This is a genomic window from Neglectibacter timonensis (genome assembly GCF_900048895.1).
Taxonomy (GTDB): domain Bacteria; phylum Bacillota; class Clostridia; order Oscillospirales; family Acutalibacteraceae; genus Acutalibacter; species Acutalibacter timonensis.
On record NZ_LT160639.1, the window covers coordinates 180292 to 206626 of the forward strand.

At 50.3% G+C, this 26335-nt stretch carries 20 protein-coding genes and 1 tRNA gene; 8 read left to right on the plus strand and 13 right to left on the minus strand.

The features are described 5' to 3' along the window. Window positions 1–327: 327 nt before the first annotated feature. The 4 genes from BN3911_RS17680 to BN3911_RS05995 form a co-directional block, all read right to left on the minus strand. Window positions 328–462, minus strand: coding sequence for a hypothetical protein (locus tag BN3911_RS17680; protein WP_256191750.1), 135 nt, complete (start codon window positions 460–462; stop codon window positions 328–330). A 21-nt stretch (window positions 463–483) separates the two neighbouring features. Beyond that, a complete protein-coding gene (locus BN3911_RS05985) occupies window positions 484–2697 on the minus strand; it encodes a sensor domain-containing diguanylate cyclase (protein WP_066862733.1) in 2214 nt (737 codons plus the stop codon). A 74-nt stretch (window positions 2698–2771) separates the two neighbouring features. After that, complete coding sequence (locus tag BN3911_RS05990) at window positions 2772–5558, minus strand: response regulator (protein WP_066864222.1); 2787 nt, start codon at window positions 5556–5558, stop codon at window positions 2772–2774. Between the two features lie 603 nt (window positions 5559–6161). After that, a tRNA-Arg gene (locus tag BN3911_RS05995) sits at window positions 6162–6238 on the minus strand. A 426-nt stretch (window positions 6239–6664) separates the two neighbouring features. Between BN3911_RS05995 and rpsT the strand changes: the two genes are divergently transcribed. Further along, a complete protein-coding gene (gene rpsT, locus BN3911_RS06000) occupies window positions 6665–6925 on the plus strand; it encodes a 30S ribosomal protein S20 (RefSeq protein ID WP_066862736.1) in 261 nt (86 codons plus the stop codon). Between the two features lie 73 nt (window positions 6926–6998). On the opposite strand, the gene BN3911_RS06005 is transcribed toward rpsT, so the two are convergent. Then, the gene (locus BN3911_RS06005) at window positions 6999–8201 is read right to left on the minus strand and encodes a GGDEF domain-containing protein (protein WP_066862739.1); all 1203 of its coding nucleotides are present in this window, start codon (window positions 8199–8201) and stop codon (window positions 6999–7001) included. Between the two features lie 255 nt (window positions 8202–8456). Between BN3911_RS06005 and BN3911_RS17365 the strand changes: the two genes are divergently transcribed. Next, on the plus strand, window positions 8457–8606 hold the full coding sequence (locus BN3911_RS17365; RefSeq protein WP_187127692.1) for a hypothetical protein: 150 nt from the start codon (window positions 8457–8459) through the stop codon (window positions 8604–8606). A 118-nt stretch (window positions 8607–8724) separates the two neighbouring features. Here the strand turns inward: BN3911_RS17365 and BN3911_RS06010 are convergent, their stop codons facing one another. Then, window positions 8725–9753 carry a DmpA family aminopeptidase gene (locus BN3911_RS06010; RefSeq protein WP_066862741.1) on the minus strand — a complete coding sequence of 343 codons (1029 nt, stop codon included), beginning with the start codon at window positions 9751–9753 and terminating at the stop codon, window positions 8725–8727. An 81-nt stretch (window positions 9754–9834) separates the two neighbouring features. Next, a complete protein-coding gene (locus BN3911_RS06015) occupies window positions 9835–10641 on the minus strand; it encodes an alpha/beta fold hydrolase (protein WP_066862743.1) in 807 nt (268 codons plus the stop codon). 246 nt (window positions 10642–10887) lie between these two features. On the opposite strand from BN3911_RS06015, the gene BN3911_RS17170 reads away from it, so the two are divergent. Continuing rightward, a complete protein-coding gene (locus BN3911_RS17170) occupies window positions 10888–11064 on the plus strand; it encodes a hypothetical protein (RefSeq protein WP_154669697.1) in 177 nt (58 codons plus the stop codon). Window positions 11065–11340: 276 nt separating this feature from the next. On the opposite strand, the gene BN3911_RS06020 is transcribed toward BN3911_RS17170, so the two are convergent. Beyond that, on the minus strand, window positions 11341–14232 hold the full coding sequence (locus BN3911_RS06020; protein WP_066862746.1) for a glycosyl hydrolase family 28-related protein: 2892 nt from the start codon (window positions 14230–14232) through the stop codon (window positions 11341–11343). Between the two features lie 20 nt (window positions 14233–14252). Next, the gene (locus tag BN3911_RS06025) at window positions 14253–14996 is read right to left on the minus strand and encodes a glycoside hydrolase family 16 protein (RefSeq protein ID WP_207644504.1); all 744 of its coding nucleotides are present in this window, start codon (window positions 14994–14996) and stop codon (window positions 14253–14255) included. A gap of 271 nt (window positions 14997–15267) precedes the next feature. On the opposite strand from BN3911_RS06025, the gene BN3911_RS06030 reads away from it, so the two are divergent. From BN3911_RS06030 to BN3911_RS06055, 5 genes are all read left to right on the plus strand, one after another. Then, complete coding sequence (locus BN3911_RS06030) at window positions 15268–16212, plus strand: ABC transporter permease (RefSeq protein ID WP_066862749.1); 945 nt, start codon at window positions 15268–15270, stop codon at window positions 16210–16212. A gap of 48 nt (window positions 16213–16260) precedes the next feature. Then, window positions 16261–17160 carry a carbohydrate ABC transporter permease gene (locus BN3911_RS06035; protein WP_066862752.1) on the plus strand — a complete coding sequence of 300 codons (900 nt, stop codon included), beginning with the start codon at window positions 16261–16263 and terminating at the stop codon, window positions 17158–17160. A gap of 23 nt (window positions 17161–17183) precedes the next feature. Next, window positions 17184–18866, plus strand: a complete 1683-nt coding sequence (locus tag BN3911_RS06040) for a type 2 periplasmic-binding domain-containing protein (protein WP_066862755.1) — start codon at window positions 17184–17186, stop codon at window positions 18864–18866. 279 nt (window positions 18867–19145) lie between these two features. Further along, on the plus strand, window positions 19146–20942 hold the full coding sequence (locus tag BN3911_RS06050) for a sensor histidine kinase (RefSeq protein WP_066862760.1): 1797 nt from the start codon (window positions 19146–19148) through the stop codon (window positions 20940–20942). 75 nt (window positions 20943–21017) lie between these two features. After that, complete coding sequence (locus BN3911_RS06055) at window positions 21018–22475, plus strand: response regulator transcription factor (protein ID WP_066862762.1); 1458 nt, start codon at window positions 21018–21020, stop codon at window positions 22473–22475. A 106-nt stretch (window positions 22476–22581) separates the two neighbouring features. Here BN3911_RS06055 and BN3911_RS06060 read toward each other — a convergent pair whose 3' ends face one another. The 4 genes from BN3911_RS06060 to plsY form a co-directional block, all read right to left on the minus strand. Then, entirely contained in the window at window positions 22582–23052 is a 471-nt protein-coding gene (locus tag BN3911_RS06060) for a 23S rRNA (pseudouridine(1915)-N(3))-methyltransferase RlmH (RefSeq protein WP_147578559.1), read from the minus strand. 158 nt (window positions 23053–23210) lie between these two features. Continuing rightward, window positions 23211–23993, minus strand: coding sequence for an MBL fold metallo-hydrolase (locus BN3911_RS06065; RefSeq protein ID WP_066862768.1), 783 nt, complete (start codon window positions 23991–23993; stop codon window positions 23211–23213). A 76-nt stretch (window positions 23994–24069) separates the two neighbouring features. After that, window positions 24070–25359, minus strand: coding sequence for a UDP-N-acetylglucosamine 1-carboxyvinyltransferase (locus BN3911_RS06070; RefSeq protein WP_066862770.1), 1290 nt, complete (start codon window positions 25357–25359; stop codon window positions 24070–24072). Window positions 25360–25581: 222 nt separating this feature from the next. Beyond that, entirely contained in the window at window positions 25582–26307 is a 726-nt protein-coding gene (gene plsY / locus BN3911_RS06075) for a glycerol-3-phosphate 1-O-acyltransferase PlsY (protein ID WP_066864227.1), read from the minus strand. Window positions 26308–26335 lie beyond the last annotated feature (28 nt).

The window sequence follows — 26335 nt, forward strand, 5'->3', positions numbered from 1 at the left end:
GAACAAAGAATGCCCGCCAGTCTTCCATTTACCGAAATGTTTCGTCAGTCTTTTGAAGAATCAAGCGCTGAAAAAGGATGACCGTTAGAAGATATTATTCTTCAAAAGCTGGGAGATGTTTTTCATCACCCAGCTTTTGCTGTTCTGTATTTAATCTGAAAACCGCCTCAGCCAATCTCAGTTGATACAAGGAACCGCGAGCCCTCTGCAAAGGATTGGTATCTTTGTTCCGCTTGTACGCCTATCATGATCCGGATCTGATGAAACAGTTCCTACAGGCGCCGGAAACCAGCATCCAGCAGAAAAGCGCCGAGGCGGGACGCATGATTACAGCTGAGAGGTGCGATTCACCGACTGTGCGGAATGGAGGGAACGCCGTCTGATTTTCTTCTGCATATTAGAGAAAAAGTTCAAGATCACCGCAATAATACCGGCAATCACCAGCAACAGGATGTCAAGCATCGTGACAGCTCTTTATCCGCTTTATTTTGAACTTCCCTCCTTACACAGCAGCCGTTTGTATTCCGTGATATCGGCGCAGTTAATGAGATAGGCATCGCTATCCCCCCATTTCATGGTGGAATAATGCACGCGGGTCCAGACATCGTACTGTGGATTATAGACCTCTGTCGCTCCGGTAAGCGGACAATCCTCGCAGGGGAGGTCTCGCTTAAAAAACGCCTTATGGCAGGTCATGCCCGCCTGTGCAGATGGGTCTAGCCGAAGTGTTTTATGATTCAGATACAACAGTTCATAGGTATCTTTCCGGATGGCGTAAATATAAGAGTCCTGCATATCCAAGATGGCATTGAGCTGCACCATGACCTGCTCGTTTCGGTCCGCTTCGCGCTTTTTGAGAAGAAAAGTCGTCAGCATCTGGGCAATGAGGGAAAGCATGCCAATTTCCTCTTTGTTCCACATACGCAGGCCGGAGCATTCGTCAAATCCAATAAAGCCCCGGAATTTTTGGCCGTCACACAGCGCACACTGGAGTGTCGAACAGATCCCCTGGCTCTCAAAAAGCGCAGTCTGATCCGGAGCGAGTGCGTGGATATCCCGGCAGTAAAAAACAGCATTGTCCCGGAACAGTTCCTGATAATCCTTTACATTATCCCATGAATAATGCTGGAAAAGCTCCTTTTGCGGCGTGATCCCTTCATTGCACCATTCATAAGTATTGACCGTATAGGTTCCGTCGACGCTGTCCTCAAACACATAGGCCCGGCTCACATCGAATCGCCTGCCAACAATCTCCAATATCGCATCGATGGCGGCATCTATATCACTGGTATCATAGAGGATCTGAAACACATAATTGACCAAATCGCCGGACTTGCCGCTTGCGGTTTGATCGGAATCGATGGCAGCCCCGAGGGAGGAGTAGCCAATCCGCTCCATCGCCGCCATCTTTCTGGGATCATACCGGACATATTGATTTTTCCCCTGGCTTTTGGCCTGGTAAAGCGCCAGATCCGAACAATGGTATAGGGTCTGATAGTCGTTTCCGTCCCATGGATAGATGGCAAGTCCGACGCTGCAGGTCACCTCAAAGGAGTACTTCTCCCCACGAAACAGCTTTTCAAACATATCCAGCAGCTTCCGTGCTTTTTCCTCTGCAATCTGGGAGGATGGGAGATCCTTTAAAAACATCGCAAACTCATCCCCGCCGATCCTGCCGATCACATCGGACTTCCTTGTCAGTTTCTTCATTCCGGCCGCCAGTTCCGCCAGCACCGCATCCCCGAACAGATGCCCCTGTCTGTCGTTCACCTGCTTGAAATTATCCACATCGATGATGAACATGGCGCAGATCGTCTCCGGGTTCCCTTGCAGGTACTGCTGGGCCCTGCGTTCCATTTCAGCATGGTTATAAAGTCCGGTGAGAGCGTCCAGTTCCGCACGGCGGCGCAGGTCTTCCATCGTCCGTTTTTCCTCATCGATATCTGAGATGGTACCTACGGCACGCAGCGGCTTGTTCTCCGCGTCATACTGGGTGGTGGCACGCAGCCGGCACCAGATATACTGTTCTTTGGCGGTGCTGATCCGGATATCGATGACCGAATTCGGCGCGCCCTTTTTGACTTCGTCCATCAGCACAGCCATGGGTTCCATATCATCAGGATGGAAATGGCGCAGGAGTTCTTCCTTTTTCAATCTGGCGTCATAGTGGGGCGCATAGCCGAACTTTCCCAGCCAGTTTGGAGAAACGGTGATCTCGTCCGCCACAAGATCCCACTCAAAGATGACATCCGAAGATTGGTTCATGATAATCTCCAAGTGTTCCAGCGACAAACGCAGCTTTTCCTGTGTGTCCCGCACCTCTGTGAGGTCCAGAAAAATACAGAAAAACCGCTGCTCCCGCTCGTCGCCAAAAAGTTGGGCGCTGCTGGCGGTCCACTTATACCTTCCGCCTTTGCAGACCACCCGGTAACTCAGGGAAAGCCGGTCTCCCTTGTTCAGTTGGCGTTCTACTTCGATGAGAAAAATCTGCCGGTCTGACGGATGAATCATCTCAATAAAGCGGTTTTGAAACTGTTCAGCCAGTTCTTCTTTTGTAAAGCCGAACATATCAAAAAAACCGTCGTTGACCTCAACAATAGTGTATCCCGCATCGTTTCTGCATTGCATGACCCCGCCGGGGATTAGATTTAGGAGGGCTTCCCCATCGGGGCTAAGCCCTTTCAGCAGTCTTTCCATTTTTCTCTCCTCACGATCCCAGAATCTGGCGTCCATTTGAGAGCGGCGTACAGACCTGATCTACAATAAAGGGATTATCTGATCCACTTTTGCAAAGTTTCCAACAGCTGATCGACCTCGATGGGCTTTGCCACATGGTCGTTCATGCCAGCGCTGTGCGCCTTTCCAATATCCGAAGCAAAGGCGTTGGCTGTGAGCGCGAGTATGGGGACAGTCTTAGCATCCTCATGGTCCAGTGCCCGGAGCGCCTCAGCCGCCTGATAGCCGTCCATCACCGGCATCTGAATGTCCATTAAAATACAATCGTATGTACCGGAAGGCAAAACCTTAAATTTTTCCACCGCCAATCGGCCGTTTTCCGCTGTGTCAACGATAAAGCCATGCATGGTCAGGAGCTCAGCTGCGATCTCACGGTTGAGTTGATTGTCTTCTACCAACAGTACCCGTTTCCCTTCCAGGCTGGAATGGGGTTCCCGGGTGGGAAGCGCGGTAGCATCGGAACGCCCGCTCTGGCAGATCTGGTGGAAGGTTCGGGATATTTTTGATTTGAACAGCGGTTTTGTGATAAAAGCATCTGCTCCTGCGTTTTTGAACTCAGCTTCAATGTCGGAGTAATCATAAGCTGAAATAATGATGATGGGGACATCCATGCCCAGCTTTTTCCGGATTACCTTGAGGGTCTGCAGCCCGTCCATTTCCGGCATCTTCCAGTCCAGGATCACAGAAAAATAATCGTCTTTGGCCTCATGAGCGTCTACCACGCAGCGAACCGCCTCTTTGCCGGACAGCACCCAGTTGCTCCGCATCCCCAATTCATCCAAAATCTCGGCAGCACTCTCACAGATGATCCGGTCGTCATCCACCACCAATACCGGCAGGCCGGACAATTCTTCGTTGTTCTCTTCTGCCTCTAAACACAAGTCAAAGGGGACAGCAACGATAAACTGGCTACCCGTTCCCAAAGCGCTCTTAACTTCAATGGTGCCGTTCATCATGCGCACAATATTCTGGGTGATCGCCATACCCAAGCCCGTGCCTTGTATCTGGTTTGTCCTGGACTCCTCCGCTCGGGAAAAGGGTTCAAAAATATGGGGGATGAAATCCTCAGACATCCCGATCCCGTTGTCTGTGACGATGAACTCATATTGCCCCTTGTCTTTTGCAAAGGAGGGGACCTCCCGGACCCTAAGGCCTACCGTTCCGCCCTCCGGCGTATATTTCACCGCATTGGAAAGCAGGTTTACCAAAACCTGCTGCAGGCGGTTTTGATCCGTCACCACAGTTTCGTGCCGGACATGGTCGGCATTGACCTGCAGCTCCTGACGCTTTTCCGCCGCCAATGGCCGGAACACATCCATCACATCCTCGATCATCTCAGGCAGGGAAGTTTGCTCGGCGAGAAGATCAATCTTCCCGCTTTCGATCTTGGACATGTCCAGAACCTCGTTGATGAGGCTTAAAAGATGCCGGCTGGAAACATTGATCTTATTCAGGCAGTCCTGTATTTTTTCCGGGGACTGCAGGTTTGCCTGGGCGATGACTGACATTCCGATGATTGCATTCATCGGCGTGCGGATATCGTGGGACATGGAGGAGAGAAAGTTTGTCTTGGCGTCACTCGCGATTTGGGCCGCCTTGAAAGCGTCCTCCAAAGCCTGCCGCTGACGGGCCTGCTCCGTGCGCTCCGCCGTCACATCGACCCCTACGCTGTAGTAAGAGGGGATGCCGTCCCAGCTGTCCTCACCGCTCACATAGCTATAGGTCACCATCAGGATTCTAACAGCTCCGTCCCGGGTGACGACGCGGCTCTCCACCGCTGTCGATTTTCCCGACTCTCTGGCCTGCAGCATCACAGCGGTAACATGCTCCATATCATCCGGATGCACATAATCGTATTGGGAGTGCAATTCGCCCTCAAACTGCTCTTTGGTATAGCCGATCAGGTTCAAAAAGCTGCCGCTGTACCAGAGGACGGTCCGCATATCCCGGCCGTCCACCCGCGTCAAACCGCCCGGCACGCTGCGGATCAGCGCATCCCGCTCCTGATCCTTTTTCGCCAGCTTGTATTCTTCGCTGTACATATCGTGGGACAGCTCCAGCCGCGCCCGGCGTCCTTCCCAATTGATGACCCGATTTTTAATCATAAAGGTTCGTTCCAATACCGGGTTTGCAAATTCCCACTCATAGAACTCGTCTGGAGTCAATTTCGCGTTGGTGCAGAAGGGGCAGGGAGAGGTCCTTCCCTGGATGACCTCATAACACTTTCGTCCCACCGCCTTCACTGCCGGTACGCCCAGAACATCACAGGAATTCCGGTTCAGATACAGCAGCTCATAGGTGTCCATGTCGCTGACATAGACATTACCCTCGTAAGTATCCAACATAAAGTGAAAGTAATCCAGTTTCTGCCGGTAGAGCCGTTCCTGTTCTTCCTTTTCAGCCACCAGTGCGTCAACCCCAGCCAACTCTCCCCAAAGAATCAGTCTGTCCGTTACCGAATCTTTACGGATGGTCCCATAGAGGCGTGCCCAAGAAAAACCGCCATTTGGGAGGGGCAGGCGGATGGTCATTTCGAAGTCAGAGCAGCCCTCCTCCAGAGCCTGCTCCAATTCCTGTCGGATAGCGGCAAACTCATTAGGAAACTTCGCATAATATTGCCGCAAATCATGAAAACGGCTGCAAAAGCTTTCCTCAGAATGCCCAATAGTGGTAAAAAAGCTGGAGTTTCCCCAGCAAAAGGTAAGAACATCATCCAACAGGCAGCAGAACACACCTGTCTTCAGCATAAGCAGTTCTGTCGGGCATTCGAGCTTTATTTTTCTATCCGTAAAACTATTGCTTTGCTCCGTCACATATTTCATGATCCAACCCGTCCATTCTAAAATTTGATCTTCGAGAATCGAGCTTTTTCTCCTGTTGCTGTCCATGATCGGGCTTCTCAGCGGATTGATAATTGTTCACATGCATATATAATATAGAGTATAACAAAACCCGTCTCAAATATCAATAGTTTGACGGAAAACATGGCTAGTCAGATAGAAACCATCCTCCATGAAACAGAACTAATATATTCTGTGCAGTATATAAATTACATCCGTGTGAAGGGCAAGCCCTGCATCTGGTGCAGAGAATCGATCTCTATATCCGGATGATTACAAAGAATGAGATGACCTTCTTTCAAAGTGTAATTTGCAGTCATCTCTGTCCTGCCTCGGATTGAGCAGTCATTGTCATATACTGGCAATAGATAACCTGCATGTTCCACTATGGATATTGTTGTGCAGCGCATCCTTAAAATTGGGAACAGGTGTAAGGTCTCATTCCAAATTCTAAAACAACATGGGAAGAAAAGCATAACACAGGAGGCTGCGGCAGGGAAAACAGCCGCACGGGCAGAACACATTCCGACCTACAGCGAAAACGGGACAAAAAAATACCGCAACCTCTTGCAGTTACGGTATTCATGGCGTCCCCGAGAAGATTTGAACTTCCGGCCCCACGCTTAGGAGGCGTGTGCTCTATCCAGCTGAGCTACGAGGACATATGCAATTTTTCACAGAAAAAGCAAACTCACTTCACATGATTAAGGCCATCCGACTATCAGGAGTCAACCCTCTATCCTGCTGAAGTACAGGCGCATTCATCAAATTTTTAAAACACAGCGACCATTTGCCAGGCGCGCCGAGGCATTTGTTGTAACGCAGCCCTAAAAGGAAGGATTCCACCTGTTTCACTATAAAGGCATATTCCTATACATCAGGCGTTAAAACGAAAAGATATATTCTTCTCTCTTCCGATCAGCGGATTCCCACTGATCGGAAAGCCTCGCACTAACTGCTTCTGTATTTTACAACATGAGAAGTGATTTGTCAATTTGAAAAGCAGAAAATAAAAAAACAACTTGCATTTTGAAAATTTCCGTGGTATTATAATTTCTGCGTTAGTTGGAAATTAAGGAGGTGTGACTATGCCAAACATCAAATCGGCCAAGAAGCGTGTGAAAGTGATCGCTGCAAAATCTCTGCAGAATAAGGCCGCCAATTCTCAGCTCAAAACTGAGATCAAGAAAGCCAATGCCGCTCTGGAGAATAACTCCGCTGACAAGGCCGTTGCAGTGCGTGTTGCCGTGAAGAAGATCGACCAAGCTGTTGCAAAGGGAATTCTTCATAAAAATACTGCTGCCAGAAAGAAGTCAGCCCTCGATAAGAAGCTTCATGCCAGCGCGTAAAGTGCAGAGCAGAAAGCTTCGTATATGAAAAGCAAAGCCAGGGAACACTGTGTGTTTCCTGCTTTTTCTTTTTTCAGCCGCTTTGTGCTTTTTTATAGGCGTACATACGCTGGTCTGCCTCCTGCAGTATTGCGGCCATACCCTTTTCTCTCTCCTGTCCCTGAGAAACAATCCCATAGCTGAATGACGGCGCGTAGGAAAACGGTAAGCTTTTCATATTCTCGCAGGCATTTCTTGCAAGCTTCTCCGCTTGCTCCTCTGTGGTATCCGGCAGTAAGACCAGGAACTCATCCCCACCCATTCTGCACACTGGAAAGCCGCGGAAAACTCCCTCAAGAATATCCGCCGCACTCACCAGATACCGGTCTCCCTCCCCATGCCCATATTTGTCATTCACCTGTTTGAGATGGTCAATGTCCAGAAAACATACTGTAAACGGAGCAGCTTCCTCCAGAAGCCTTTCCAGCTTTTCCATCCCATATTTTCTGTTATGCACGCCGGTCAATGCGTCTATAAACACAGAATCCTGCAGTTCTCTGATATTCTGATAGCTCTGTTCCAGCTTGTGTTCCAGAGAAAGGGATTTTGCCTGATACCCCATCATGACACTCATTTTGACCGCATGACGGAACGAGGTATAAAATGCGCCGAATAGCAGGACAGAGGTACAAAACAGGAAAAGGGCGGTCAAAGAGGTGTAGGCTTGGCCGTTATAAGAAATGCTGAGCAGCAGCAAATAAAGGTTGATCAGTTGCATGGAGCTTGTGGCAAACAGGAGCTGCCCTCTGTTTTTCAGCAGCAGCTGTATACTCCGCTGATCCGTAAATTTTTCAAATGCTTCCAAAAAGAGAAACAGTAAAAGCAAAACGGTGGTCAACAGGATGTTATACCGAAAGTCATCTTCAAACTCCTGCACTGACTTCACTTCAAACGCCATAATATATAGACTGGATAGAAGGAGTTTGATATTCATAATATGAAACATGAATACACCGCTGACAAATAGAATCTCAGCTGGTTTTCCCTGAAAAACCAGTTGGAATTCAAAAAGGAGCGCTACATAAAGCAATATCAGCTTAAGCACTACCGGAAAATTCAAATAGAGAAGACCCGCGGCAAGCGCTGTGTTGAATGTAACGCTGAACAGAAAAGCGTTCCTTTTCCTCCACTTCGGAGCCAGAAGTCCTGCACAGTAACGCTCTGCTTTGATGAGATATAAAATGAAAACCAACGCAGCGATAGCTGCTAACCCAATATAGAAAAACAACTCGTCCATTTCACACAATCCTTTTTTCTTGTTTACCTACATCCTATGCAGGACAGAGGAAAGCGTGAATCGCAACGGCCAGTCCCAGAAGTGAGAAACGGAGTATTCTGTAAAAACATTATCCTGGCTTCTTTGGAAAAACCATCCACTTTCTCATTGATTATAGAGTGATAGAGGCGCCTTTCTTTTCTGTGTTGACTTTTCCCGCCGGATTGGGTATCATAAAAGATAAGCAAGACATACTAAAGTTCCGGAGGTGCCCGTATGAAAAAAGGTAGCAAACTTGCTGTATTTATCGGCATCGTAGCCGCTGTGGCGGCTGTAGTAGCGGCTTTGTCCGCCGTTCTCCTCTATCTCGATAAGAAGAAGGACGACGAGGAACTGGAACATTATCTTGATTGTTCTATTCAGTAAGGCCAAAGCAATTGAAAGACGGCACAGCACCGGCTTGCAGCTGCAGCAGCGTATATTGGGAGTTCCCAGTATAGGCGCGGCAGAGGCGGATCGCGTGTTATGCCGTCTTTTTATTGGATTAGGGCCAAAACCCCAAAAGACTTCTGCGTGTGTTGCCGGCCCTTCCCTCGACCGTCTCAGCATGCAGCATGGAACTGATAATCGCCTCCTCTGTTGCAAACGCCGCAGCCCGGAAAACCTGATTCATACAGGCTTCGCTGAGAACCGAAAGCTGTAGGACGGCAGCTTCACTTTCATGGGGAATATATTGCGCCGTAGAGAAGGCCAGCGCGATTTCGCCGCTGCCGTTTCCGCACAGACCGCCTGTACGGCTGATGCCCACTGCAGCGCGCCGGGCAACTCGGGAGAGCTGCCGTGCACTCAAGGGCAGATCCGTCCCCAACAGCACAATAATAGAACCCTTATCCTCTTCAGAGGCCAGATCCAGAGAAATTTGTTCGCCCACACGATTCCCGCAAATTGTAAAATCCTCCAACGATCCGAAATTGGTCAACACCAACACCCCCATTGTGTAGGGAACTCCGTCAAATTCCAATACGCGGGAAGCCGTGCCAATTCCACCCTTGAGCCCGAAGCACGACATTCCGCGTCCCGCTCCTACAGCGCCCTCCTCACAATGTACAGAAGCGCTGTTCAGAGCCTCTTCCACGTCTCTGACGGTGACGGACAGGCTGCGGATATCATTCAGATAACCATCGTTGCATTCCAGTACAACCGGGTTCACAGTGCCGGTATCCACACCGATTTCAGGATTTTGCCGCAGCATATATCGTACCAATGCATCGGACACAGTTCCCACACTCAGAGTATTGGTGAGCAAAATCGGCGTTTCCAGGGTTCCCAGTTCAGATATCTGAATGCTGCCGGCAGTTTTTCCAAATCCATTGATGACATGGACCGCCGCGGGGACCTTATCACGGAAAAGATTTCCGCCGTGTGGAAGGACTGCCGTGACCCCAGTTTGAATCTCCTCATGCGCCAAGGTTTTATGTCCGACCAATACTCCCGGCACATCGCAGATGGAATTCTGTTCTCCGCAGAGGAGCTCTCCAAAATACAACTTTCCGTAATTCTCGCTGATTCCCATCTATATCTCCCTCCCAATATATAGGGATTTTCCAATTTGTGTCTCCTTATACCAATAAGACGCACGTGCATTATGTTCCATTTATGAGATTAGAAACTTCAAAACTTGGCGGTTAAAGTCTTTTGCCTCTTCATAAGTACTGTGTCCATATCCGCTGTAAATTTTCACTTGGCTTCCTTTTATAAACTGTGCTATTTCGTTTGACGAATTTCCCCCCACAACTTTATCATCATCGCCCCCTACAATAAGCACAGGGCACTGAATCTTATGGAGTAGCGCAGAACTATCATGGTTAATACAAGCAGTGGCTTGTATTATGAAATTGTGCAGGCTTTTCGGTCTCATAAACGCAGAGAGGATAGGGTTAAAGGGGCGTTGCACTCTCGCACGTTTCTGAGTATAAATTTTTTCAGCCATATCAACAAAAATGCCTTTGAAGTCATTTTTATTTGCAAGTGAAATCCAATTGGAAATCACTCTTTTTGAGGTTTCGTTTTGCCTGCATAAAGTTACAGCAAGAATGAGTTTTTCTACTATCTCTGGAAAGTCTATTGCCAGATACTGTGCAATCATTCCTCCTTGAGAAATCCCCATAATGCTGGCTTTTCCTATGCCAAGCTGTTTTATAACAGTGGCTAAATCCGCCGCCATATCCCTTGTAGAATAGTTCTTTTCAATTCTGTTTTTTCTACTAAACACATATACCTTGAAGTCTTTTGCAAATAACCTATACATCAAAGAAAAGGGGAACGCTGTCCCTTTCACGTTTTTCAACGAATCGCCTAATCCGGGAATAATAATGAGGTTCTTATCCCCATTTCCAAACGATATGTAATCCATATCTATATCACCGATTAAAATATTACAATTTATAGCGTTGTAGAACATAGTGAAGGCCCCTTTATTGCTCGAAATATAAGATTTTTCTATGGTACATCCTTTCCGCCTAATACGACCTATTTTTTATATTTTATCATATGAAATTGTCCTTCTCAAGGCTGTTTGGTGAAGCTGACGGAATTTTTACCAGCAACGCTTATCTACAGCAGGGGCTTTCAAAGCATTTAATTGTTTTTTTCGAAAAAAGTGCTATAATATGATTATAAAAACCGCTCTGCGACGGAGGTGAAAAAAATGGCAGAAGCAAATTTTGATTATTCAGTTGCGGCAGAGGCCAAAATGCTGGCGTTGGAGTATATGCGCCAGAAGAGCCTGACCGATGATTCTCCCGAAGACATTGCCCGGGAATACAGGATGGTAGAACAGAAAATCAAGGCCGCACTTGATTCTCTCAACGGCGTGACTCTCTAAATTCCAAACTGAGCGCGCCACAGCTTCATTGGCAGCGGCGCGCTTCCCATCACCCCTGTACACGGACCTGCCGGTTTTGCAGCAGTCTGATTGCATAATCGGCACAGATAACGAAAAGCCCGCGTTGGGCCGGACACTATGGTATCCGGCCGGCGCGGGCTTTTCTATTCTCCTGGAATTCGTCAGGGGTGAACGTATGTGCAAAGCCTTCTTTGCCGTGCTTCCCATTGGATATAGTTTTGATTCCTGTTGAAACAATTTGGATTTTTTCTGTTGTCAGAGTTTCACCGCATACAGGGAGCCTCGGGCTGTAACAGCCAGATAGGTTCCGCCTGCCGACGCCAAAAGGCAGGTAGGCCGTTCCGGGAGAGAAAGCTTCCGAAGTTCCTCCCCTTCTTCATTGAAAACATAGAGGTGTCCGTCCGCCACGCAAATGCTGTTTCCCGCACGCACTGCGCTGAACTCACCGTGTTCTGCAAAATCCTCCTGCCGGGAAAGTGTGCCGTCCTTTTCAACATGCATCCGGAGCACCCTCTTATCATATTCGTCCACAGCATAGAAAAACTCGCCGGGGACAGCCGCCTGAAGCGATACTGCACGTCCAAGGTCAAAACTGTCTGCCAGCAGGGTCTTTCCGTCAGGCGCGGTGTAGAAGGAACTGTAGCGATACATAACAGCTTCCTTAAAATCATGGGCATCGTGCCAGCGATGGGCAGGATAATAGACAGCGGCCGGGTTTTCTGTTTTGGCAGGGCCTGCTTTCAAAACCACCATAGACGCCTCCGGCGCGTCAGGGTCTATCGCATAGACGCCGACAGCCTGATCACGCATATACCAATGATAGGAGGAACCCCGGGCTTCCTCTGGAACCGGCTCACCGTAGGGATGCTGCTCCGGTTTCGGAAGTTTACGGTAAGCCACTACCACAAGCCTGTCTTCCGAATCACAGAACAGGGATAGCGGCTTCAAAGGAAACTTTGCCGCAGGACGCAGCTTTCCGGTTTCCCCTTCATAGGAATAGATTTCCAAGTCGTCACAGAAGTAAACAGTGCCCTTCTTATTCGCGCACAGGGCTCCGGCAAAACGGAACCCGTCCGCAAGCTTTGTAACCTCCTGTATGCAAGCTGGTTTGACCGTCCCAGTGCCGGGCAGCATCAGCCTGGCCAACTCCCAGGGCAGGACCGCCTTCCCCGAATCCCGCTCCAACAGCGTATTGTCAATGGTATAGGGCGTTTGCGTATAGTTATGCACATTCAACAGTTCCACGTTCCTGCTCCCCCAGCTCAAAACAGCCTGCGGATAGGGATTCGCCACCCATACTACCCGGAACGTGTAGAGATTGACAAATAGAAGGTTTTCACAGTCAATGAGTTCCAAAGGTTGGCACTCCGGACTTTCCGCCACCTCTTCCTCCGTCTGCAGCGCATAGAAGCGCCAGTTGGAAACCTTTTTCAGCCTTACCTCAGACTGCACATGATGCTCCACAGACACCGCATACATGCGCCCCGGAACCGCTGTATCGGAAAGATAGATACCAGCTTCCGCATAGGAACTTGCACTCCATATATCTTTGAAGACACCTCCGCCGTTCTCTGCAATCCAAAGGCTCCAATACTGCGTACTCCAAAGCCTGTCGGGATCTACATCGCCTGTACGGCTCTCATTGTATACCGGGGCAAATTCCACCCCCCGGGTCATTTTGCCGTGCCCTCCCACAAATTTTACGTCATTCATATAGGAGTTCCGGCCGGCAATCCACTTACAGCCCACCGCTCTGGGATTACGTCCGGCCGTATCCAGGCCTATGCCGTTTACCAGGTTGAATCCGGAAGACGTTTCCAGCAACGGCTTTGGAGTTCCAAAACCGGAAAATGCAGGCGTATCGTCCCAGAGGACAAGCTGCGTCGAGACAGGGTTCATTCCGATAAAGGAAGTACCCTCAGCCATTTTCACGGTGTCCGCGGCACGATAGAAGCCCTGAGGGAAAAACACTGCCTTTCCCGACTGTGCCGCTTGGCATAAAGCATCGGTATCATCGGTCTTCCCATCCCCCACAGCGCCAAAGGACTTGACACTGATCCATTCCTTTTGGGCAGGCAAGCCAGGAAGGTCGCTCGCCGCCGCATCCGGCCAGAAGTCAATCTCCTCCGATTCCAAAGCCGTACGAAGTTTAGGCTCCTCTTCAGGAGAATCCATGCACAGGCCGTTGAGAAAACGGTGCACCCGGTAAACTTTTCCTTCTGGACAAATCTCTCTTCCGCTCTCCTTCAGCTTTGCCAGCACCGGCGTATCCCTGCAGACCACATTCCGCAGATTGACCTGGGTCATGGCGTTCTTTTCCCGGCCAAAGAGCAGGGCCGGTCCGGAAATAGCATCAAACCTGCTGTCCTCCAGGTACAGTTTTTCAAAATAGCCATCTTTCACTTCCAACACAGTGGGGCAGGAAGATACCTCTGTACGGATCAGGACAAGGCCCCCCTCCCTGGAGGAAATAGCCGCCCTGCGCTGCCCCCGGAATGTGCTGTCGGCCAGCAGGAACGGCCAGCCGGGGGAAGGTTTCCCGGTGATGATTCCGTAATCCCCTCCTGTAAAGGAAAGGTTCTCCATTTCGTTGCCAACCGCAACAATTCCGGCCTTGCCCTCTCCAATTTCAAAATCGCAGTGAGAGACAAAGCAGTGTTGGGCAAAGTGGGCGCGGATTACAGCGGCACAGGGATTCCCCTCTCTTATTTCAAAATCCAGATTGGAAACTGCGCTGTAAAAGGTTCCGGGATTGGCGTCTGCAATCTCCTGGGGACCCGCCGGCATGTTATTTGTGAACCAAAACATGTAGTGCGCATCGCCCAGATCCTCTGGTGCTGGGCTTTGAAAGCCAGGGGAATGGGGACGCAGGACAAATCTCGGCCTGTTTTCCCCATATCCGATCAGCCGGATCGCCTTGGGGATATAAACAGTTTTTGTCATGTAATAAATTCGTTCCGGGATATAGAGGACACCGAACCCTCTTTCCCGTTTCAACTCAAATATAGCCTCCTGCAGCGTATCGCTGACATCCAGCTCCGGATCGCGGAGCGCTGGGTAAAAATCCGCTGTAAAATGATAGGCCTGGGGATCACAAAACGCTTGAGAATATTGAGAAACACCCCGGCGTTCCAGATGACTCTGCATATTGATTCACTCCTTCGATTTTAAACCTTCTTTTGAGACACCCTCACAGATTCCACTTCCATGGTAAAGGGCAGCGCTTCCGCCTCCACTTCACCGCCCCAATCTCCTCCAACCGCAACATTTAGAATTAAGTAAAACGGCTTGTCAAACGGCCAGCCTGTCTTTCCAGTTTCAAAGCCAGGCTCTTCCCTGTAAAAGCAGGCGATCTCTGCCCCATCATAGCGGAAACGCATAGCCTCCGGCGTCCATTCCAGCTCATAATCGTGGAAAACGCCTGACACATCTTCCAAAACTACAGAGCTGCTCCGCTGTGTCTTTCGCCTGTGGTTATAAAGCCCGCTGTGGATCGTGGCATGGACCCGGTTTTGATCCCATCCCACATGCTCCATAATATCGATTTCCCCGCAGAGCGGCCAGTCCGCATCTCCCCTGCAGTCATTGGGCATCATCCAGATAGCAGGCCAGGACCCCTTCCCTTTGGGCAGCTTTGCCCGTACCTGCACTTTGCCGTACTGCCAATCAGCTTTACCGGCCGTGGTAAGCTTGGCGGAAGTATAGGCATGCCCGTCACGCTCCTGTTTCCGTGCGGTGATCCGGAGTTTTCCTCCCTCCACACACACGTTTTCCGGTTCCGCTGTATAAAACTGAAGTTCATGGTTTCCGAACCCTCCGCCGGATACCACGCAGTTCCATTTTTCAGGATCCGGCATGCCCTCCCTGTCAAAAGAATCCTCCCAAACCAGGCAGTACTCATCCTTTATCATACAATCTCCTCCTGTCTAACATTCCTGAAGGGCAGACAGCCCTTCCCTGTTTCTTACCTTAACACGGCCCGGCAGAAAATGAAACGGGGCATATTTCCCTGAAGGTGTCTGTTTTTTCTCACTGTAGAATTCCACCACTGAAAGACAGTCCCTCTGGGCGCAAGAATAAATTTAGACACCTAATACAAAAAATGACGCATTGTATCCGTCTGTTTTTGTCCTTATAATACTTTATGAACACAATATTAACAAGAAACGGAGGACACAGCTTATGGTATCTGCGCCAGCGAAAGCAGAACGGAAATCCGCCCATCCGAAGCTTCAGGGCTTATGGAAGCAGCGGTACCTTCAGCTGATGGTCATCCCCGGCATCATCTGGATGTTTATTTTTAACTACATACCAATGGTCGGGATCGTGATCGGATTCAAAAACTTCAAAATCACCAAATCCATCTGGGAAGCGCCCTGGGTGGGGTTCGAACATTTCGCCGCCTTTTTTCAGGACGAAAGTTTCGGGAACATTATGGTGAATACCCTGGGAATCGCTCTATTGAAGCTTCTGATCTGTTTCCCGCTCCCCATCCTCTTTGCCATTCTTCTCAACGAGCTCAGGAGCGTAAAATTCAAGCGCGTGGTGCAGACCATCTCCTATCTGCCTCACTTCTTATCCTGGGTGGTTTTAGGAGGCATCATGATCACTTGGCTCAGCGACGTAGGCATGATCAATGAAATCCTGGTAGGCGCCGGCATCCTGAAGGAACCCATCACCTTCCTGGCGGAGCCAAAATATTTCTGGGGTCTGGCGGTAATCAGCGACCTGTGGAAGGAAATGGGCTGGTCCGCCATCATCTACCTGGCGGCAATTTCTGGTATCGACCAGTCCATGTATGAGGCTGCTACCGTAGACGGCGCCAACAAGATCCAAAAGATCTGGAACATCACGCTTCCCGCCATCCGGGGCACCATTGCCATCATGTTCATCCTAGCGGTCTCCGGCATCATGAATTCCAACTTTGATCAGATCTTTATTCTGAAAAATGTGCTGAATGCGCCGCGCAGCGAGGTAATCGACACCTACGTTTACCAAATGGGTATGCGTGTGGGCCGCTATTCCTACGCCACTGCTATTGGTCTCTTCAAATCGGTAGTGTCCATGATTCTGCTTGTAATTGCCAACTTTACCACATCAAAGCTTCAAGGCAGTTCCCTGTTCTGAGCCCTCTGAGGAAGCTTTCGATATCTTACTAATAAAGGAGAGAGACTATTGGCGGCAGCAACAAAAAACTGGCGTAAGCAGCGCACTACCGGCGAAATTATCTTCGATGTCCTGATCGTCATATTGATGTGCGCTATCTGCTTCATCACTATATACCCTATCTGGTATGTCATTGTAAATTCCTTTAACGACGGAGCCGACGCCATGCGCGGCGGAATTTTCTGGTGGCCCCGCGTGTTTTCCCTGGAAAACTACAAGACCGTGTTCAAAGACAGTTCCATCCTCACTGCTTTCGGCGTGACGGTGCTGCGAACTCTTGTGGGCACTGTGCTCAATGTTTTTTTCACGGCTATGGTAGCTTACGGTCTGTCGAAGACCCGACTCATCGGGCGCAACTTTTACCTGACTATGGGAATTATCACCATGATGTTCAACGGCGGTCTGATTCCCACTTTCCTGCTCTACAAAAACCTGAATCTGTTGGACAACTTTCTGGTGTTCGTCATCCCCGCCATGTTCAGCTTTTATAACGCCATCATTTTCATGAGCTTCTTCCGGGAGATCCCCGCTTCCCTGGAAGAATCTGCTGAAATCGACGGAGCCAACGACTTCCTTATTTTTTTGCGGATCATCCTTCCTCTCTCGAAACCGGTGCTTGCCACCATCGCCCTGTTCAGCGGCGTCTACCATTGGAACGATTATTTTTCCGGTGTAATCTATATTAACAAGCCTTCCCTTCAGCCCATACAAACCTATCTGTACCGGATGGTGGCGGAGGCGGGTTCCAACCAGATGGCGGCCCAGACGGCGGATGTGGTAAAATCCACCACCTCCATGTCTCTGAAGCTGGCTACCATGGTAGTCACCACGTTGCCTATTGTCTGTGTCTATCCATTCCTGCAGAAATATTTCGTCAAAGGTATGATGATAGGCGCAGTAAAAGGATAAATCTCAATCAAAGGAGAATCGCTATGAGAAAGACAAAAAAATGGCTGGCCGCGCTGCTCGCTGCAGCTCTGCTGGTCAGTACAGCCGCCTGCGGCAGCCCTTCCTCCTCCGGCAGCTCTTCCGAGAGCTCAAAGGGCAGTTCCTCTGCTTCTTCCGCCGTATCCCAGGAAGGGTCGGAACCCAGCACGGCAGACGTGTCCGACGCCGAGCCTGGCTGGAAGCAGCATGCCGACGAGCCGATCACCCTGCAGTGGTACGTGAACTATTCCTGGTTCCCGAGAAAATGGGAGGGCTCTAAAGCCACGGAAAAGTACATAAAGGATACCGGCATCAATGTGGAGCTGATCATCCCCGCAGGTAACGAGGCGGAGAAGCTCAACACCATGATCGCTTCCGATACCCTGCCCGACCTGATCACTCTGGGCTGCACCGATACCCAAGTAGCTGAAATGATCGATGCTGAGATGGTATTGCCTCTGAATAAACTTGCGGATGAGCACGATCCCTATTTCTACAAGGTTGCCAATCAGGAACGTCTGGACTGGTACACCCAGGATGACGGCAACGTCTACGGCTATCCCAATGCCTCCTATTCCTTCAGCGACTATGAGAAGTACGGCAACATCCCCTCCAACCAGGTTTACATGGTCCGCAAGGATATGTACGAAGCGTTGGGCAAGCCCGACATGACTACGCCAGAGGGCTTCGTCAATACTCTGGTTGCGGCGAAAGAAAAGTTCCCGGACGTGGACGGCAGCCCGCTGATCCCTCTGGGCACCCACGAATTCGGGGACACCGGCTGCTGGGCATTGGAATCATACCTGCAGAACTTCCTTGCCATCCCCTATGAAGTGGACGGCAAGTGGTATGACCGGTATACCGATCCCGAATACATCACATGGCTGAAAGCGCTGCGCGAATGCGGAGAAAAAGGCCTGCTGGCCAATGACATCTTCGTTGACAAGCGTTCCCAGATGGAGGAAAAGATCGTTCAGGGCCGCTACTTCTCCATGCTCTATCAGAGAACAGATATGGCAACCCAGCAGAAGATTGTCTATGAAAATGATCCCGAAAAGATCTATATTGCCATTGACGGTCCCAAAAATTCCAAGGGTGACGATTACACCCTGCCCGGCGGCAGCATCCAGGGCTGGACTCTGACCATGATCGGTGCCAACACGGAACACCCGGACCGCTGTATCCAGTTCTTCTCCTATTTCATGGAGCCTGAAACCCAGATGACCATGCATTTCGGCCCTGAGGGCGTCGGTTACACCATGGTTGACGGCAAGCCCAAGTGGATTGAAGAGGCCAAGGAACTCAGCGACAAAGACACCGACGCCTTTGAAAACCAGATCAACGGCGGCATGTGGATGCTTCTGGATTACGCCATGCAGCTTGAATGGTCTGATCCGCCCAAAGACCCCCTCGGCCAGCTAGAAGAGTGGACTTATGACTACGCTTTCAACCCTTCCGTTTACAATATTACAACGCCTGCCGCAGATTCGGAAGAAATGACGATAAAGACCAACATCGAAGCTCTGTGGGGGAAAACCCTGCCGAAACTGTTGCTCGCTCCTACAGAAGAAGAATTCGATCAGATCTTTGAGCAGTGGAAGAAGGACCGCGACGCTGCTGGATTTGACAAATGGATGGCTTATCAGCAGGCCCAATATGAAAAGAATAAGGAAAAGCTTGGTCTTTGAGCCCTGTTTTCCATGTTTCAAAGCTCGTTCTGACAGATAGAGAGCGGCCCGATTTTTCGGGCCGCTCTTTTCTTTTTTTCTAACAAGCAACGACAGTCCCCTATGATTTGATTTTTTATCCAGAACACGATGTCGTTTACTGGATATTTGTTGGCTAATATGTTAGAATTATAACTGCCCCAGGGGCTTTTCTTTAGAAAAGCCCCTGGAAACGGTATACCGTTTCCCATTTTTGGGGTTCCTCCCGGTTCACGCATTCCCACCTGTGAGAGTGATACCATGAAAAATCAATACCAAAGGTTCCGTCTGAAATACCAGCTCCTGCTAATCGTGATCATCGTATTTCTGGTGCCTACTCTGTTTTTTTCCATTGTCCTGCTGAACAATTATGCCCAGTCGCAGATGGAGCAATCAATTAAATCCGCCCAGTCCGCCTTGGAAAAAAGTGCGGCACAGGTGGAACAGAATGCTCAGGCCTGCGTACTGACCACCCAGAGTTTTCTGAACAACCAGGGCCTCACGGCAGCCCTCCAAAAATTTGTTTTGGAAGAAAACACCAACGCCCTGGAACTGCTGGATTTCAAGCTGACAGAGGTCACTGCCAATGACCGGCTGATCAACAACAACCCTTACCTGTATCAAGCTCGCATCTATATGGACTCTGACAGGATTACCGAGATCATGCCGCTGCTGTACAACAGGCGCCGCATGCAGCGCCAACCCTGGTATCAGAAGGAGCGCAGCCTGATGGAAGGCTGGCACTTCAATTATTCGGACCGGCTGTTCGACTCTGAATCCTGGAACAATGAGCAGCATCTGGCTTCCCTGGTATCCTGCTGCTACAGCTTTGACGGCATGTATCTGGGAATCCTGGAAGTATCCACCCGGATGGATCTGCTGTTCCCCACTTTATTTCAAAATGACAAGGAGACCTGGAACGGCTTCCTGACCACAGACGGCCGCCTCTATTACAACACCGGGGATGTTCCATGGGAACCTGAAACAACCTCCATTCTCAGCCAGCTGGACGCCAACCGGGCAGAGCCTCAGCACTCAATCCAAAAGACAGAGAAGGGAACCTACATACTCTGTTACTATCCGTTGTCCGGCCTGCCAGGCGGTCTTGTTACCGCCTCCCGGCTGGATGAAAAGATGCAGGGAATTAAAACCACGCAAAATCTGCTGGTAACAGGAATTGTGCTTTTAGGAATCTGTTTCTGCCTCTTCATCAGCAAGCTGATAGACATGGTGCTGAAGCGGTTTTACAGAGTGGTGTCCGCCATTGAAAGCATTCAGTCCGAAAACCTCAGCGTAGAGATACCTGAGACCGGAAATGATGAAATCGGTATTCTCGCTTCCAGTATCCGGCGTATGACAGAGCGCATTCAGGTTCTGGTTTCAGAGAGCGTTCAGAGAGAACGGCTGATCAAAGATTCCGAAATCAGGGCGTTGCAGAACCAGATCAATACCCATTTTATTTACAACGTGCTGGAATCCATAAAAATGATGGCAGAAATTGATGAGAAGTATGATATTTCCGATGCGGTCACTTCTCTTGGGAAGCTCCTGCGCTACAGCATGAAGTGGTCCTCTCCTCTGGTGACTGTGGGAGACGAGCTGGAATATATCCGTAACTATATCTCTCTGATGAGACTGCGGTATGATTACAGCATCTTTCTTACCATTGAAATCCCCAAGGAGCTTTTGGATCAGCACATTCCTAAAATGTCCCTGCAGCCCATCATAGAAAACGCGATTTATCATGGGATAGAAGGCTTGCCAGAGGATGCCACGATCAAAATCCAGGGGTACCGCTGCCAAGTGGACAACGAGGACGCTTTCCGCATTGAAATTACGGATTCCGGCCGTGGCATGACAACTGAACAGCTTACTGCCCTGCAGGACCGCATTGACGGCAGAAGTCCTGACAATCCCAGCTCCAGTCATGGTATCGGTCTGAAAAATGTACAGGACCGTATCACACTCTTTTTCGGTGCTTCCTACCGGTTGCAGGTAGCGGCGGAAAAAGACCGCTATACCCAGGTATCCATAACCGTCCCCTTCTGCGAAAACTGACCATGGTTACGGCAGCATTGGAGCAGCAGAATTGCAGGGCAGAAATTTTCCCAACAGAAAGGTGTGCGTTATTCTGTGAAAAGACTTTTGATCGTGGAAGACGAGAAAATGATCAGACAGGGGCTGCGGGTAATGGCGCAACGCTCTCCGGTGGAAATTAGTGAAATTCTGGACTGCAAAAACGGAGAGGAAGCACTGGAAATCCTGCGCGGCACAGAGGTGGATGTGATGTTTACCGACGTCCGTATGCCCAATATGGACGGCATTACTCTGGTTCAAAGGCTGCAAACCCTCCCCCATCCGCCTCTCACCGTCATCATCAGCGGATATGACGATTTTTCTTATGCTGTGGAGGCGCTTCGCTGCGGCGCCAAAGAATACCTGCTCAAACCGGTGGAACGGGAGGACATTTCCCAGGTCCTGCAGCGGCTGGAGGGGATGCTGCAGGAATCCCAGAAATCCCGTTCCCGGCCAAGCCCCCAAGGTGTTGGCTGTCAGCCGCTGAAATATTTTCTTCTCAATCCAAACGTCACTACTTCCGAGCGAGAGGCCGCCAGGGTCCTGTTTGAATCTTGGGTGGAAAAAGGACCTTACCTTGTGGCAGCCTGCAGGGAGAAGCTTGAATCCCCAGGAGCGGACCTGCCCTTTCTTTGTCTGGAAAACGTGGATGATACGGCCTGCCTATATTTGATCCGGGAACCGCAGTGGCCACATCTAGCCGCGACCTGCTTTGCTGGAAAAAGGGCCGGCCTAAGCCGCCCCCAAACAGATTTTTCCCAATTGCCGGAAGCCTGCCGCATCGCTGTGGAATGCTGGACCCGAGCTTTCCTTACCGATGCGGAATTGATTCAACCTAACGGGATGCCGGAACAGGAGGCTCCGCCGCTCTCCCAGGAGGATGCGGCGCGGATAGCACAGCTGATAGGGACAGAAAAGTTGGATCAGGTTCAGGCCTTGCTGGACAAATTCTTTCTTTTGGCCGGCTCCGGTAAACTGTCCGGAGTCTCTTTCAGCGGCAGCATTGCCAATCTGCTTCATCAGGTGGAAACCCTGTATCGGAACAAGCTTGCCAACAGGGTGGACCGGCTTCATCCCCTGTATCATCCTTATTCCTATCCTTCCCTGCAGGACTTTCAGACTGCCCTTTGGAATTTTCTCACAGAAGCCAACAAAAGTATCCTACAGCAGCACAGCGCCTCTCGCAAGACCGGAAAGATGGAGGAGGCTGTGGCTTATATCCAGCAGAATTACCAAAGGGACCTGAACATGGCCATGGTTTCCAACCACATCTCTGTCAGCTATTCCTTTTTCTCCCAAGCCTTTAAAGAATATACTGGCATGAATTTCATCAATTATCTTAAGGATCTCCGCATTCAGCATGCGAAAGAACTGCTGGTTACCACCGACCTGCACATCGCTGAAATCAGCCTGCAGGCAGGCTTCGAAAATGAAAAGCATTTCATGAAGGTATTCCGCAGCATGGTGGGCGTTTCCCCTACCGAATACCGCAGGAACACCGGCAAAAAGAGCTGAGCCGCAAATCTATCTCCTCCGCTGTGGCAAGAAAATGCCTGAATTTCCCTCTCGGGGCAACTCAGGCATTTTCTTATTCGGAAAGCAGCAGCGGAAATGCTGTCCCTTACTTGTGGTATTTGGTATGGTTCAAGATCTGAAATGCCCGGTATAGCTGCTCGCAAAGCATTACCCGAGCCAGTTGGTGCGGAAAGGTCATCTCTGACATGGAAAGTCCCTCTCCCGCCTGCTTGACATGCGGGGAGAGGCCATAGGAGCTGCCGATTGCCAAGGTAACGGCGCCTGGGGACTGCATGGCTGCAGACAATCGTCTGGCAAACCCTTCAGAACCCGTCTGTTTTCCCTCGATGCAAAGTGGGATCAATTGCCCGGCCGACTGCTTCAGAATCGCCTCCCCTTCCCGCTCCAGGGCGGCTTGAATTTGGGCGGAAGAAGGATCGGAAGGCAGCCGTTCTTCCGGAAGCTCCCTGATTTCAAACTTGCAAAACGGCCGCAGGCGCTTTTCATATTCCGCCACCGCCTCACGCCAATAGGTCTCTTTCAGCTTTCCTACACACACCAGCCTTACAGTGAACACCAGAAATTCCTCCATCTTCAAACTACTGAAACAAAACCACGCTTTCCACCGGCGTCATTTCGCCCCTTTTGTACAGAGATTACAGTCAGACAGGGCCTCCCGTTTTTCTCTGTAAAAGGTTTTTGACCCGCCTGTTTCCACAACAGATTTGGCAATTTCTAAAAGATCATAGTTTTCCCATCCGTATTCTCCGGTCTGGCGGCATCCAGCAAGAAATCTACATTGGGGACATAACCCGCTTCCACAAGCGAGGCAAGGGCGGTTTCCAGCGCAATGGCACGCGTGTTATTTTCCCTGCTCAAATGCGCCAGCAAAATCCGCTTCGTGCCGCTCCTGGCCAGCTTCGGCAAAAACGCAGCGCAAGCCGCGTTGGAAAGATGGCCCCGGTCTGACAGGATACGCCGTTTCAGATGATAGGGGTATCCCCCGTTACGAAGCATCTCCACATCATGATTGGATTCAATCACTGCGAAATCTGCCCCCAGCAGGTTTTCCATCACTTCCTCTGAAAGGCATCCCAGATCCGTGGACAAGGTAAAACACCTGTCGTCCTCTGTTTTAATCCGAAATCCCAGGGATTCCGCACAGTCATGAGACGTGTGAAAGGGTGTGACCGTCATATCCGCCAACTGCATCCCCGTTTCCGCCACATGAGTTTCCGCATCCGCCAAAGCCCCTTCCAATGCCTGCAGGGTCCCCTGGGAGGCAATGATGGGCAGATGATATTTTTTGGCAAACACCCGCACGCCATTGACGTGATCCGTATGCTCGTGAGTGAGCAGAATTCCCTGAACCGCCAACGGGTCAATCCCGCAGACGCGCAGCATGTTGTCCAGCTGCCGCGCACTGCGGCCGGCGTCGAGCAGCAAACCTGCGCTTCTTGAACCTATGTAATAGCTGTTCCCTGAGCTTCCGCTGAACAGGGGGCATAACCTTGCCATACAAATATCCTCGTTTCTGCAATCGCTAAAGCAGGGAAACCCAATTCGGGTTTCCCTGCAGGTTTTTCAAATGAATTCAGCCGATCTTGTCCAGTGTACGTTCCGGCTCTTCCATCCGGTAAATATCAGCGCCAAGCTCTACCAGCTTCTCCACAATGTTCTCGTAGCCGCGCTCGATATACTGTACATCCTCTACCTGCGTGGTGCCTTCCGCTACCAAACCGGCAATCACCATCGCCGCGCCTGCGCGGAGATCCAGCGCCCGAACAGGAGCCCCTTTCAGACGGTCCGCACCTTCTACAATGGCCACCTTGCCATCCACTGTGATCTGTGCTCCCATCCGTCTGAGCTCGTCCACATATTTAAAACGATTATTTTCCCATACGCTCTCGTTTACCATGCTCGTCCCCTTCGCAACGGAGAGAAGCGTCGTGATCTGCGGCTGCATATCCGTAGGAAAGCCGGGGTGAGGCATAGTCTTTACATTGCACTTGCGCAGAGGCCGCTCACATAAAACGCGGACAGTGTCGTCCCCTTCTTCTATAGTGACGCCCATTTCCACCAGTTTTGCAGAAATAGATTCCAAATGCTTCGGCGTCACATTTTTCACAACCACATCGCCGCCCGTAGCCGCCGCAGCCACCATGTACGTACCCGCCTCAATCTGATCGGGAATGATGGAATAAGTGACGCCGCGCAGCCGCTGCACCCCATGAATCTTAATGGTGTCAGTACCCGCCCCGCGGATATCCGCCCCCATTGTGTTTAAAAAGTTGGCCAAGTCTACAATGTGGGGCTCCCTGGCGGCATTTTCAATTACTGTAAGCCCTCTTGCCTTTACAGCAGCCAGCATGATATTCATCGTCGCGCCTACGGTGACCACATCGAGATAGATATTGGCTCCGTGAAGGTCGTTTTGAGCGGAGACGGAGATCATGCCGTTATCAAGGCTGTAATCACAGCCCAGGGCCACAAACCCCTTCAGGTGCTGGTCAATGGGCCGTACGCCAAAATTACAGCCGCCCGGCAGCGGCACCACGGCATTGCGGCAGCGCCCCAGCAGTGCGCCGATAAAGTAATACGAAGCACGGATGCGGCGGGCAATCTCTGCCGAAACAGTGTCTGTCATAATGGGACGGGGATCGATCTCCACGGTATGAAGATCCAGGTATTCCACTCTGGCTCCCATTTCTTTCAGGATATAGGTGAGTGTTTTCACGTCGGAAATATCCGGGATATTCTCGATGCGGCAGGGAGAATCTGAAAGAATCACAGCGGGGAGAATGGCCACTGCTGCATTTTTGGCTCCGCTGATATTTACTTCGCCTGTCAGACGGCATCCGCCTTTGATCACGTATTTATCCAAATTTACACTTCCTAACGACTTTGAGGACAAGTCAGTTTGAAGAACATTTTTACTTGTTAAATTAGTATTTGACCGTTGTTAATAATAATACATACCGGTCAAAAAGTCAATATCAGGAACGCCCAACGCCCTGATACTCACAAAACCTTACCGAATCTGCACATAATTTACGTCATCCGACAGCGTTTTGCATTTCGGCGATTTATCTATAAAAGCATGACATCAACTACTTTTTTTGCCAAATACAACAGGCTTCTCTTCCCCTCTGCGCAGCCGGCCAATATTGGAACGATGTTTGATGAGCACAGTCCCCCCGATAAAGAGCGAGGCCGCCGTTACAAACAGCAGATACCAAAGAGAACGCCCCGCATTGCCCTGCAGCGGACTTCCTGAAAAATCGAAAAAGTAAACCAGGAGAAACGTGTACACAGGGTAGGCCACAGCACAGACCACTGAGGCCAGGGACACAATCCGTTTCCAGAGGAACACGAGCAGGAAGGTTCCGATCACCAGCAGAAATGCCCTCCAATCCAGCAGGGCAATCATCGCCGCGGAAGCAACCACGCCTTTTCCTCCCCGGAAACCGTAGTAAACAGGAAAGATATGCCCCATCACGCAGGCCATCCCTGCTATGTACTGGCCCGCTTTTACCAGCTCATAAGAGACGGGCAGGCCCAGCAGAAAAAATGCCAGGTACATAATGAGGTAGGCCAGCAGCACGGCGGCGACACACTTGACAAAATCACCCACAAAGGTGAGAATGGCAGGCACCTTCCCGACAGTGCGCAGCACATTGGTCATTCCGGCGTTCCCACTGCCGTATTTGCGAATATCTTCCTTATGTTTAAACAGTCTGGTCAAAATGATCGACCAATTGATACTGCCCAGCAAATAACCGGCCACAGCAGCGAGAAGCATGGGCAAAACAAGATATCCCAGATATTCCATTGTATAGGCGCTCCCGCCCATTCCCGGG